Here is a 12,583-nt window from a genome sequence, read left to right on the forward strand (position 1 = left end):
CTCACGTAAATTCGCGCTGCAAAAACTTGGACTAATTGGGGATGAGACGATAAGCTCATACGTGCACTTGCTCAAGTGGCGGAATAGGCAGACGCGCACGGTTCAGGTCCGTGTGCCCGTGAGGGCGTGGGGGTTCAACTCCCCCCTTGAGCACCACAGTTGATATTGGAACCGCTGGCATTGCCCATAGCGGTTTTGGCTATATTGCCTTAAATGGCATAGTTCCCAGTTTTCCATTGCGCTCTACAGCGTTGTGCCGTACAGTTACTGCCGGATATCTCCTTTGTTTTATGGGAATATCCTTTCCACTCGGGACCCCGGCGCTTGCCTCGCCGGGGTCTTTGATTTCAACTCTGGACGGCAGCACCGCGGGTTGAAAGATCAATAGCGATCCCACAACAGGGTGCAAATCTACGCACCATTTTGGCCTGATTTCTGCTCTGAGTTTGCACTACACGACCCCGACCGTCCGGAATTTGCACTATGTTTACCCCAGACTCGGTGACGAGCCTTAATCGCGAATAAAGTGTGCGTGAGAGTACCGTTTTCACCTGATTTCATGTTCCTCACGCACACCTTGCGGGGCCTGCCGGATTCTGGCACGCGCGCGGGCAATATCGCGGAGGACTAATTGCATCGTTGCCGCATCTTCGTCTGCACGGGCGATCGCCAGATAGTCGTCAATGGCCTCTTGACTATCGAGGTATTTACTTGCGTCGAAAATAGAGAAGCTGACTGTACCCATTGCCCCGCCCTGTGTTCGGATTCGTACGGGATCATTCTTAGACGTGGCCAGCTCCGGGTCAATGGGCGCCCGGAATTTCTGTGCTACTATTCCGCACATGGGCATTCAACTATTCCTGTAGATCGGCGTGGCGCCACGCGTTGAAGCGGGGCAGTCACGCCAGGTCACGCACGCAGCACTCACCGGTAGGTACATCTGCGCACTTGCGCTCACTCCGCGTACCCCCGCAATTTTCGCGTGCTCTGCTCCCGATCAGCTCCATTTCAGCTCAGCTCCGGATCCTGATCCAGCTCCACGGAATATTCGAACCACAGCATCTTGAGGAATCCCATGACCCAGCCCTCGGCCGCGTCCACATCCGCTACGCGTTCCGCCTCCGCGACGCCTCACGCACCTTCCGATCCGCGTGCCCAAAGCACTGAAAACGCCGCAAGCACCGCCGCTTTGGAACGCGCCACGCACCCAAAACCCACCCCGCATATCTCCCGCTTCGCCGCTTTCCGCCCACGCTCGCTGCGTTTCTCCGAGGAACATATCCACGCCTACCCGAATCGGCCCCTCGCGTTCCTCCTCGCCATTATCCGCGAAAACGCCGGGCTGATCGCGCTGACCACGCTGATTGCCTGCCTGACCTCGGTGGCCAGCGTGGCCCAAATTCACTTCGTTGGGAAAATGCTAGATTCCGGGCTGGAGCACGGCATCACCGCCGAGCTCCTCGCGCCGGCAGGGGCCTTCGTCGTCGCCACTCTTATTCTTGCCCTCACGCTCTGCACGGAAATCCCCGAGAACGTGCTGTGGATGCGGGCGATGATCCATCCGCAGCGCACCCTCGCCGCCCGGCTTTTCCCGCGCCGCACCGATCTGGAGATGCAAACCGGCGACGTCGTCTCCGTGCTCAACTCGGATACCTACATGATCGGGGCCATGCTCATCAACACCCCGTCCACCTTGGCCTCGCTGCTGTCCTTCGCGCTGGTGGCGGTGCTCATGATGCGGATGAGCGTGCCGCTTGGCCTCGCGGTGATTATCGGCCTGCCGCTGGTCATGGCGGTTGTCTCCTGGATTTCCCGCGTCATGGCCAAATGGCGCGAGCCGCTGCGCGAAGAACAGGGCAAACTCACCACATTGGCCACGGACGGCGTGGTCGGGCTGCGGGTAATGCGCGGCGTCGGCGGAGAAGATTACTACAATGCGCGCTACCGCGAACAATCGGAAGCGGTCAAAAAAGCCGGTTTCGACGCCGCCCCGTCGCGTGCCCTCATGTCCACCGTGACCAACGGCGGCCCGCTTATTTTCCAGGCGGTCATCGTGACGGTGGGCGTGAGCATGTTGCTTAGCGGGCACCTCACCGCCGGCGAACTCTTCGCGTTCGCCGGCTATTGCGCCATCCTCTCCATGCCCATCATCATGTTCTCCAGCTTCGCGACCAGCGCGGTCGCGGCCTGGGTGAGTGCCAAAAAAATCACGCGCGCGCTCGCGGCCGAACCGCTGCTGCCCGATACCGGCACCGTGATTCCGCCGGACTGGCGCGCGGTTTCGCTGTACGACGCCGCGGCGGACCTGCACATCGAAGCCGGGCGCTTCACGGCCGTGGTGGGCGCGAACGTGGAGGAGGGCACCGCGATTGCGGCGCGGCTCGCGCGTATGAACGACGACGCCGACATCCGCCTGCGCTGGCCTGCCCCGCCACCTAACGGCGGGCCGGGCGGGGCGCCCACGCCGGGTGCCGCTCCCACCGGGGATGCTGCGCCGATGCCGGGCGAAACCCCCGCCGCCGACAAAGCGCAAGCACCGCGCGAAGCCCGCGCCGCGGATATCCCTCTAGACGAACTCCGCGCCCACATCCGCTACTCGGGGCCGGTCGCCGATCTTTTCGCCGGCACGCTGCGTGAGAACCTCCAGGGCGAGAATGCCCCGGCTGTTCCGGCTCGCACCCTGCCCCAGCTATTCGAGGATTATTCGAGCGGGCAGGCCGGCCAGCAGCACGCCCCGGCGGATACCAGCGCGGATGGCCAGCTCAACCGAGCGCTGGCCGCCGCCCAGGCCCGCGACGCCGTGGATTCGCTGGGTGGCCTGGACGGCACCGTGACCGAGCGCGGCCGCAATGTTTCGGGTGGCCAACGCCAGCGCCTGGTGCTGGCTCGGCTGCTGGCTTCCGACCCGGAGATCGCCATCCTCGTGGACCCCACTTCCGCGGTGGATTCTCACACCGAGGCTCGTATCGCCGCGGCCTTGGCCCAGGCCCGGCAGGGGCGCACCACCGTGGTTGTCTCGGCATCCCCGCTGGTGCTGGGGGCGGCTGACGTCGTCGTTCTTATTCGCGACGGCAAAGAAATCGCGCGCGGCACGCACGCGCACCTACTCGAGCACCCGGACTATCGCCGCATCGTGGTGCGGGAAACCGGAGAAGAACCGCAACCCGGAGAGGAGCCGGCATGATCCTTCCCATCGCATCCCGCCGTTTTTCCGTGCGTGCCCTGGCGCGCATTGTTCGCGGGCGCCTGGGCGAATTCAGCCTGGTCGTCGGGCTGCAATTGGTGGCAGCCATCGCGGCCGTGATTTCGCCCATCGTGATCGGCCGCGCCATCGACATCGCCGGCCACCCGGAAGCCGCCGCCCGCGCGGCCACGCTCATCGCCCTCATGCTCGGGGCGGTCGCGGTTCACACGCTGTTCACGTTCCTCGCGGATCTGCGCGCGGAGTACTTCGGCAACCGGGTTTTCGCCCAGCTGCGCGACGGCGTGGTGCACGGCATCACCCACCTGCCCCTTGACCTGGTGGAAAGCGCCGGCTCCGGCGACCTCCTCGGCCGCACCACGGACGATATCACCCGTGTGCAATTCTTCATCCAACGCGGAATTTCCAGCCTCGTGGTGCTGGTGACCACCGTGTGCGTCTCCCTGGGCGCGGCGCTCTTGGCGGCCCCGGCCCTCGGCTGGACGCTGTTCCTCACGGCGCTGGTCACCGCGGTGGTGCGCTGGTTCCTGCGCCGTATCGTCCCGGTTTTCCAGTCGGGGAGCGCGGTGCGCGCGGCTTTCGCCGGCTCGGTTTCCGAAACCGTCACCCAAAAAACCACCGTCGACGCCCTCAACCTGGGGCGGGTGCGCCTCGGGCGCCTCGGCACCTTCATCGAGGAACACGTGCGCGTGGAAACGTACGGCGCGGGGATCGTGTGGCTGTTCCGCGCCGGCGTGGCGCTGTCCGTGTGGCTGCCGGTCCTGGTCACGCCGCTGGTGGGCGCGCTGCTCATCCCGCGCGGCGCCGCGACCCTCGGCCAGGTCATCACGGTCACGATGCTCGCGATCCAACTGGCCGGCCCGCTAGAAGAGCTCGGCTGGTTCATCACCGAACTCCAGTATTCCCTGGTGTCCTTCGCCCGCATTTTCGGGGTGGATACGGTGCCGCCGGAGTCGCGCCCCGACGTGCCGCGTGGTACAGACGTTGAATTGCGCGGCGTGCGTTTCCGTTACGGCCGCACCATGAACGACGACGCCGGGCCTAGCGAGCCACGCGCCTACGCCCTCAAGGGCGTTGATCTGGAGGTGCGCAGCGGTGAGCACCTGGCGATTGTGGGGCCTTCCGGGGCCGGGAAATCCACGCTGGCCCGGCTGATTGCCGGAATCAACCGGCCCGAATCGGGCGCGGTGCGGATCGGCGGGGCGGATGCTTCCCGGATTCGGGAGGATCACCTGCACGCCACGGTGTCGCTGGTGACGCAGGAGCACCATGTGTTCGTGGGCACGGTGGCCGATAATCTGCGCATGGCCCGCGCTGATGCCCGCGAGGAGGAGATGCGGGCCGCGCTCGCGGCGGTAGAACTGGATCTGCCTTTGGAAGAGCGCCTGGCGGGCGGGGCGCGCGAGCTTTCACCCGCGCAGGCCCAGCAGTTGGCGCTGGCCCGCATTATTGTGCTGGATCCGCAGATCCTAATTTTGGACGAGGCCACCGCGATGCTGGATCCTAACGCGGCGCGTTCGGCGGAGCGTGCCCTGGCCCGGGTGCTGGAAGGGCGCACCGTTATTTCCATCGCGCACCGCCTGTATAGCGCGCACGCTGCGGACCGGGTGGCCGTGATGATCGACGGGCGGGTTGCCGAGCTGGGCAGCCACGATGAGCTGGTCGAACGCCGCGGGGAATACGCCCGGCTGTGGGAGATGTGGCAGGCGGTTGATGTGCCGGAGGTGTGAGGATGAAAGGATGGGGCGTGAGTGCGTTTCGTGAGGTGCTCGGCGTTAGTTTGTGTTTCGCGCTGCCGGGCCGGGGAGTTACCGCTCGGAGCTGAGCCTATCTGCACGGCTGAGAGCGTAGCGGGCTAGCGCCGTCGTCGTTCCAACCCAAAGAAGCGCGTACACGATATCCGCAGCCGCCGGTGCGCGCATCCACTGCACGTGATACGTGAGCGGGTTGCAGCGCGCGATGACTTGGAGGTACGCGGGCGCGGAGCTGAGCTCGTAGAACAGCGGGGCGGAGAGGACCACCGGCAGCGTGGTGAAGGTGGCGAGCATATCGCGTGCCGCGTAGCTGTTCAGTCCGTTAACCCGCCGCGTCTACCAGCGCCTTTTCCAGCTCAATCGTATTGGTGATTGCGGTGAGTGGCTGGTAGCCGGTGCTCGCGGTGCCGTTGATAATAATCGCAGGGGTGCCGCGCAGGCCGAGGGTTTCCAGCCCCAGGGATTCCTGGGCGGCAATGAAGCTGGTGGTTTCCGCGCTGTCACGCGCGGCCCGGAAAGCTTCTACGTCCAAGCCCAGCTGGGTGGCGTAAGCATCGAGGTTCTCATCGGAGAACATCGACGGTGCTTTGTCAGGGTCGTGGCCGGCGGCAGCTGCGCCGTCGAAAAGAAGAGAAGAATACTCCCAGAACTTGCCTTGCAATCCGGCCGCGTGCGCGGCGGCGGCTGCGCGATCACTGGACACAGTGTCTTTGAAAATCGGGACCTGCACGTACGCGAGGTAAATATCGCCCTTCTTGGCCAGCTCCAGGAGCTGCGGCACGGATTCCGCGTGGAGTTTATTGCAGAAACTGCAGGCGTAATCGGAATAGATCGTCACGTGCACGGGGGCCTTCGGGTCCCCGGCGGTTTGCCCGGAGGCAGTTTCCAGCTGCGGCAGGGCCTGGAGCTGGGTGCGAATCTCATCGGGCTGGGTGGGAATGTAATCCTGCCCGGCCACCCAACCGCGGTCCGTGGCGAGCTGGGTGTAGCGCGTCTCAACGGGGCCGGGCGTGGTGTTCAGTCCGCCCTGGCCCGGAGCGTCTTGCCCCGCGCCGGCGCCGGGGGTGGCCGGCGCGGTGGCGGTTGTGGTGGGATGCGGCGCGGCGCTGCCCCCGAAACGCCCGTTGGACGAACCGAGGGTAAGCAGCACCGCGAAAACCACCAGGGCAATAATCGCCAGCACGGTGATCATCACCCAGAACCCGCGGCTGCTGGGATGCTGTTCGGCTTCCCCAGCAGGCGCGGGAGGTGTGGAAGGCGGCCACGCCGGGGCGGTGCCGGTACCAGCGCCCGCGGCTGCACCGACGCTCGGATCCGGGCCCACGCCCGCACCCGAACCCGCCGCTGCGGGCGTACCGTACTGACCCTGGAACCCAGATTGGCCGCGATCCACGGAGTCAGGAGTTCCCTGGCTCATTATTCCTCCACCCAGCGCTCAATCGTGCGCACGAAATGTTCCGCATCTTCATCAGCGAAGATATCAAAGACCACCAGATTCACATTCGAGCGGGGATTCTGGTGCAGCCACTGCGCCACGGTATCCAGCGCGATCCGCGTGGCTTCCGCGAAGGGGAAATGCGAATGGCCGGTGGCCAGCGAGCAGAAGGACACCGAAGTAATATCGCCCTTCTCCGAAGCCAGGTCGAGGCAGCGAGTGTAGCAGCTGGCCAGCGCCGCGCGATCCGCATCCGTGACTTCACCTTCCACCGTGGGCGGCAGGGTGTGGAGCACGTAGCGCGCCGGCAGGCGATACCCGCGGGTGAGCGCCGCTTCGCCCGGTTCCAGTTCGCGATCCGACATCGAGTACAGCGTGGCGCAGTCATTGCGCAGCCACGGGCCGGCCTGGCCGTGAATGGCCTGGTCAATGGAGGGCTTATTGTAATCGCGGTAGCCCAGCAGATTGGGGCGCGCCCCGTTGACCACCGCGTCCACCACGAGTTCCCGCGCGTCCCCGCGCCAGATCACGGTCTTATCGCGGGCCGGGTATTCGGATTCGGGCATCATGTCAGAAATACGAGCCAGGTGGCGCGCCTCGGTGCGCCCGAGGTAGCCGGACAGCCGGTACAGCAGCACGTCAATCGCGCGCGAAACATCTTCGCTGATGGCTTCGGGATCGCGCTGGATGAGGCGGTGGTTGAGTTCGGTGAAGAGCTCCCGGTCGGTCATTTTCGCCAGGTTGCCTTCCAGGCCGCCGAAGGCAACCTCGAAAAGCTCCCGGTCGGTGCGCTTCGAGGCGGCGGGCGCGGGCCACTCGTCGTCGAGCTTCAGGGCGTCGCGATATTCAGCTAGGTTGAGCATTATTCTCCTTATTCTGGGTCCGAACAGGGTTCCCTAGTACAAGGGTACCGGGCAGAAACGGTTTTCGTGCGCGTATGCACAGGGCCCGTGCCCGCGCGCGCCCACGCCCGCCCCTGTGGATAACTTCGCGGTATCCCCGGGAATGCGTGGCCGCGCCGCCCGGCACGCTAACCTAAACCTATGACAACCTGGTTAACAACCGCTGAATTGGCCGAACGTTGCGGCACGGATACCTTCACTACCCTCGCCGCCCTCGAACTTTTAGGTTTGGCCGACGGCGCCGCGCCCTCGCCGCTCGCTTCCCGCCACGGTTTAGCTGATGTGGGGCGCGAAAGCGGGGCGCTGTGGCACGCGGATTCCGAACGCTTGCTGCGCGTGGTTGTGGATACTGACGCAAACGGTGCCGGCACCGCGGAGCCTGTGGATAACGAGGTGCAGGGTGTGTTACCGCTCGCGGGCGTGGATGAAGATGAGCTTGAGGGGTACGACGACGCCGCAGCCAGCCCCGCTCCGGCCCAGCCGGCCGGGGGCGGTAGCCCGGTCGGCAGCCCGCGCCCGGGTTTTGCCGCGGTGCTTGCCACCGATGGGGCGTGCTCGGGAAATCCGGGGCCGGGCGGCTGGGCCTGGGTGGAGCAGCTCAGCGGGGCGCGGAATAGCGGGGGTGCGGCCCGCACCACGAATAACATTATGGAGCTGACGGCGCTCATCGAGGGTTTGGAATATGTGGCGGCCCAGCACGGCACCCAGGCGCCGCTGCTTATTCGCGCTGATTCACAATACGTCATTAATGTGATGACGAAATGGGCGCGCGGCTGGCGCGCGAAGGGCTGGAAGAAGGCGGACGGCAAACCGGTGAAGAACCGCGATCTCGTCGAACGCCTCCTTAATCTTTACGAGGCCCGCACCGGCCGCACCGAAGTGGAGTGGGTCAAGGGCCACGCCGGCGATGCCGCCAACGAGCTGGTCGATTCCCTCGCCGTCGCCCGCTCCCGCGAATTCTCCCGCCGCGGCTAAACGCGCGTAGTTCCGTTCGGAACCCGGAAAACTGACAGCGGAGAAAGCCATTCAACCGCCCTCGACCTGCTCAAAGCCGCCCTGGCGTGAGTTGATCCTGACTAGAATCCAGGGGAGCTTGCGTTTTCTTAATGATCTGGTAGAGTAAAGCTATCAAGACCGGTTCCGCTGCTCCCCGGAGCAGTCCAGGGCCGGTCCTCATTTTCTTCACCGAGCATGGAAGCACAGGAGCGAACATGACTCAGGCAACGAAAGTATTCAAAACGCATGGCGACCAGATAGCCCTATTGTGTTCGCGTGGTATGCGTATTGACGATCCTGCATATGCGCGTTTTGTTTTGGAACGGGTGAATTATTATCGGCTATCGGGCTATTGGTATTCATTCAGGCAACCGTCCGATAAAAAGAATCAACGCCTAGATGATTTCGTTCCTGGCACGAGCTTCCATGATGTCGTGGAGGTCTACAACTTTGACGAGCGTTTACGATCTGCCGTTTTCTCTTGTCTCACCACCATTGAGCTTGCATTGCGATCAATGCTCGGTCACGAACTGGGCCGCATCGACCCACTTATTCATTTGAATCCTGAACTGTTAGGGCCTTTAGCCCACCAGAAAAATTCACGTACCGCGCCGTCCGGGCAGTATTTGGCGTGGCGTGCCAGATATGACAAAGAACTATCGGGCTCGCGTGAAGATTTTGTCGAACATCACCGGCGCAAATACGGTGACGAGCTGCCTATCTGGGCAGGGGTGGAGATCATGGGATGGGGGTTGCTGGCTAACCTTTACCACCTCTCGCCAATTTCCGTACGTGAGATCATCGCTGCGCGGGCAGGTCTGCAGGCGGCTCAATTTGGGTCGTGGGTCAAAACGTTGAATATCGTACGCAATTATTCAGCCCACCATGCGCGTATTTTCAATCGCGTTTTCACTCTTAAACCGCGTTTTCCAAAGGCGGGAGAGCACCCTGAACTGGATGTCATTCGGGCAACGACCAATCGCTGCTTCGGTAAGCTCACCTTGATTCAGTACTTGCTAGGAGTGCTCAATATTGGAGATAGGGACCTTTTACCAGCTGTTTTAGCAACGTATCCCGATGTCTTCGCCATACCTATCAGTCATATGGGGGCACCGGAGAACTGGCAGGAACTCGCGTTATGGCGGCGTTGATGTCATTCCCAGATGGTCGTATCGATGAATAGGTGGAGCGCTGACGACTCCTAGCTAAAGTCCCTCGAGTTCTTAGTGGAAATGTCGGAATTGACGCGGTTGTTGGGAAGGCTCCACTAGCAAAATCTAGGAGACATTGGCTGGAGTCTTGGGTAAGATTGGATGCGCAGAAGGTGGGAACAAGGTCTCCCATCATGTCCAAGGAGGGTCTAGCGGACGTAAGCGCCGCTAGGTTCTCCTTTCTAATCCAGGAATCTGGTTTCTCCAACTCAAATTTGCTAGGCTGTGCATCACCAAGACCGGTTCCGCTGCTCCTCGGAGTAGTCCAGGGCCGGTCCTCGTTTTCTTCACCGAACATGGAAGCACAGGAGCTTTGGCTCCACGGCTGGTAACGTTCAAAGCCCGCGTGAATGACAGTTCAACGGATAGCCCTCAACAGGATGCAAATCCACGCACTATTTTGGCCGGATTTCTGTTCTGGATTTGCACTACGCGACTCCGATAGTCCCCAATTTGCATCCTGTGGCCCGTCCCCTCGGTGCCCAGGTGTCCTAGCCGGCGGGGCCGGTTGTTTTTCCGGGCTGTACTGCAAATGTCGTACATGCGAAGTACAGCTCGGACAACACATGCTCCCTCCCCAGGTGCTGGTGTGACTGCTGAGGTTCGTGAGATGCTCGCTCCCTTACGCTCGCTAACGTGGCGGGGTCCGCGCTGGCCGTCGGCTGCGCCGTCGGCCTGAGCTGCGCCGTCGTACCACCACAGACCCGCGCGCAAGGTGCCGCGCAACAGCGCCCGCCCGCACCCACCAACCGCCCACACGCCCCCGCGCACCAACCCCCGCATCTCCAGTAGAATCCCTCCATGACTACCGGCCCGATTGCGAAGAAGATCCCTACCGAACGTACTTTCCACGGCGACACGTACGTCGATAACTACGAGTGGCTGCGCGATAAATCCGATCCGGATGTCCGCGCGCTCCTCGACGCTGAAAACGCCTATTTCCGGGAGCAAACCGCGGGGCTGAGCGATCTGCGCGATAACCTCGTGGCCGAATTCAAGGCGCGCACCAAGGAAGCCGACCGCGCCCTGCCCTATCGCGTGGGGGACTGGTGGTATTACCGGCGCACTTTCCAGGATCGGCAGTACCCGGCGATGTTCCGCACCCCCGCGCGCGGCGCCGCCCGCCCGGACCTCAACACGTCTTTCCCGGAATTCCCGGTCTGGGACGGCAACGAGCTAGCCCTCGGGGAAGAATTCTTCCTCTGCGGCGGCTTCATGCCCTCCCCGGACGGCAAGCTCGGCGCGATGAGCGTGGATTTCACCGGCGATGAGCATTTCACCCTGCGCATTTTCGATATCGAAACCGGCCAGATCGTGGACGATTCGGTGCGCGATATCGGCTACGGCCTAGCCTGGATGGCCGATTCCAGCGCGGTTGCCTATTCGCGCGTGGACGATTCGTGGCGCCAGTGGCAGGTCAACCTCCACCGCATCGGCGATTTCAACGACACGATCCTCTTCCAGGAAAACGACGAACGTTTTTCCGTCGATCACGAACAATCCCGCAACGGCAAGTGGATTATTATCCGCTCCGCCTCGGTGACCTCCTCGGATGTGCGTTTTATTTCCACGGAGAATATCGAGCAGCGCGTCAAGATCCTCGACCGCCGCGAGGGCCTGGAATACACCGCCGAACCGGCCGGCGACCAGGTCCTCATCGTCCACAACGCCAACCGCCCCGATTTCGAGGTCGCTTCCGCGCCGCTGCGCACCTCCACCCCGGAAGAATGGGATCCGATTTTCGTGCCCGAAGAGGGCGAGCGCGTCGATTATGTGGAGGCCTACGCCGGCCACGCCGTCATCTCGATGCGCTCCGAAGGCCAAACGCAGCTGCGGGTCATGCGCCGGGAACGTCCGCTTTCTGCCGCCAGCGCTATCGGTTCGACGCCGCCCGTAGCGGTCACCTCCGATTCTGGGACCGTTTCCGGGACCGACGACGCCGCCACCGTGGCGCCCGCCCAACCGGCAGCGGACATGCCGGCCGCGCTGGGCGCGCCCGCTCCCGATGCTGCGAACGCTGCACCGGCTACGCCGGCCGCCAATCACGGCTGGTCCGCCCCGGTGGCTATCCCGACCGGCGAGGGCAGCTTCGTGGAAACCTACCCGGAGGGCAATTGGTTCACCTCCCGGGTGGTGTTCACCGAGCAGTCCATCCTGGAGCCGCCCACCCAAAAGGCATTCGACCCGATCACCGGCGATATTGAGGTCCTGCGCACCCTCGACATCCCGGGCTATGACCCCTCGCTCTACACCCAGGACGCGGTGTGGGTGACCGCCCGCGATGGCGTGGAAATCCCGCTCACGGTGGTGCGCCGCGCCGATATCCACCCGGACGGCACCAACCCCGGCTACCTCTACGGTTACGGCAGTTACGAAGTGTCCAACGAGCCCTATTTCTCGATTTACCGCCTGAGTTTGCTGGACCGCGGCGTCGTTATCGGGTGGTCGCATATTCGCGGCGGCGGTGAACTGGGGCGCCGGTGGTACGACGACGGAAAACTCCTCCGCAAGAAAAACACATTTAACGATTTCGTGGATTCGGCACGGTGGCTTATTGACTCCGGCTGGGTGGCGCCTGACCGGCTCGTGGCCGAAGGTGGGAGCGCCGGCGGCCTGCTCATCGGCGCGGCGATTAACCAGGCCCCCGAGCTGTTCCGGGCCGTGCATGCCGCGGTGCCTTTCGTGGATGCGCTGACCACGATCCTCAAACCGGAACTCCCGCTCACGGTGGGCGAATGGGAAGAATGGGGCAACCCGGTGGCTTCCCCCGAGGTGTACGCCTATATGAAGGAGTACAGCCCGGTGGAGAATGTGCGCGAAGGGGTGGAATACCCGGCGGTGCTGGCCACCACGTCCCTCAACGATATTCGGGTGCTGTACGTGGAGCCCACCAAGTGGGTCCAGGTGCTGCGCGAGAAAACGAAGCCCAACCCGGAGCGCCCCATCCTGGAGCGCATCGAGATGGTAGCCGGGCACGCCGGGAAAACCGGGCGCTACGACGCCTGGCGCGAGCGCGCCGAAGAAGTGGCGTGGATGCTAGACCAGGTGGGCGCCACCGAGGTGTACTAAGCGCGCCGCGCGCC

9 protein-coding genes and 1 tRNA gene are annotated in these 12,583 nt (G+C 63.4%); 6 read left to right on the top strand and 4 right to left on the bottom strand.

The window, feature by feature from the left end:
- The first annotated feature begins 69 nt into the window (after positions 1 to 69).
- A tRNA-Leu gene (locus ACRQEC_RS03550) sits at positions 70 to 156 on the top strand.
- 391 nt (positions 157 to 547) lie between these two features.
- Here the strand turns inward: ACRQEC_RS03550 and ACRQEC_RS03555 are convergent.
- Entirely contained in the window at positions 548 to 745 is a 198-nt protein-coding gene (locus ACRQEC_RS03555; protein WP_284889850.1) for a hypothetical protein, read from the bottom strand.
- A gap of 330 nt (positions 746 to 1,075) precedes the next feature.
- Here ACRQEC_RS03555 and ACRQEC_RS03560 point away from each other — a divergent pair, with 330 nt between their 5' ends.
- Positions 1,076 to 3,184 (top strand): ABC transporter transmembrane domain-containing protein, encoded by a 2,109-nt coding sequence (locus tag ACRQEC_RS03560; protein WP_284889849.1) that lies wholly within the window; start codon positions 1,076 to 1,078, stop codon positions 3,182 to 3,184.
- A complete protein-coding gene (locus ACRQEC_RS03565; protein ID WP_284889848.1) occupies positions 3,181 to 4,932 on the top strand; it encodes an ABC transporter ATP-binding protein in 1,752 nt (583 codons plus the stop codon). Before ACRQEC_RS03560 ends, ACRQEC_RS03565 begins: the two co-directional genes overlap by 4 nt.
- 78 nt (positions 4,933 to 5,010) lie before the next feature.
- Here ACRQEC_RS03565 and ACRQEC_RS03570 read toward each other — a convergent pair whose 3' ends face one another.
- Genes ACRQEC_RS03570 through ACRQEC_RS03580 form a run of 3 tightly spaced genes read right to left on the bottom strand, consistent with a single transcriptional unit; the run spans position 5,011 to position 7,254 of the window.
- Positions 5,011 to 5,250 carry a hypothetical protein gene (locus tag ACRQEC_RS03570; protein ID WP_284889847.1) on the bottom strand — a complete coding sequence of 80 codons (240 nt, stop codon included), beginning with the start codon at positions 5,248 to 5,250 and terminating at the stop codon, positions 5,011 to 5,013.
- A gap of 28 nt (positions 5,251 to 5,278) precedes the next feature.
- Positions 5,279 to 6,373, bottom strand: a complete 1,095-nt coding sequence (locus ACRQEC_RS03575; RefSeq protein ID WP_284889846.1) for a DsbA family protein — start codon at positions 6,371 to 6,373, stop codon at positions 5,279 to 5,281.
- Entirely contained in the window at positions 6,373 to 7,254 is an 882-nt protein-coding gene (locus ACRQEC_RS03580; protein ID WP_026429261.1) for a macro domain-containing protein, read from the bottom strand. The genes ACRQEC_RS03575 and ACRQEC_RS03580 overlap by 1 nt, the downstream gene beginning before the upstream one ends.
- 180 nt (positions 7,255 to 7,434) lie before the next feature.
- On the opposite strand from ACRQEC_RS03580, the gene ACRQEC_RS03585 reads away from it, so the two are divergent.
- The 3 genes from ACRQEC_RS03585 to ACRQEC_RS03595 all read left to right on the top strand — a co-directional run bounded on the left by ACRQEC_RS03585 (position 7,435) and on the right by ACRQEC_RS03595 (position 12,569).
- A complete protein-coding gene (locus ACRQEC_RS03585; protein WP_284889845.1) occupies positions 7,435 to 8,268 on the top strand; it encodes a ribonuclease H family protein in 834 nt (277 codons plus the stop codon).
- Positions 8,269 to 8,504: 236 nt separating this feature from the next.
- Entirely contained in the window at positions 8,505 to 9,440 is a 936-nt protein-coding gene (locus ACRQEC_RS03590) for an Abi family protein (protein WP_284889844.1), read from the top strand.
- Between the two features lie 861 nt (positions 9,441 to 10,301).
- Complete coding sequence (locus tag ACRQEC_RS03595) at positions 10,302 to 12,569, top strand: S9 family peptidase (RefSeq protein ID WP_284889843.1); 2,268 nt, start codon at positions 10,302 to 10,304, stop codon at positions 12,567 to 12,569.
- Positions 12,570 to 12,583 lie beyond the last annotated feature (14 nt).

The sequence above is a fragment of the Actinotignum saccati genome, from assembly GCF_051265055.1.
Taxonomy (GTDB): domain Bacteria; phylum Actinomycetota; class Actinomycetes; order Actinomycetales; family Actinomycetaceae; genus Actinotignum.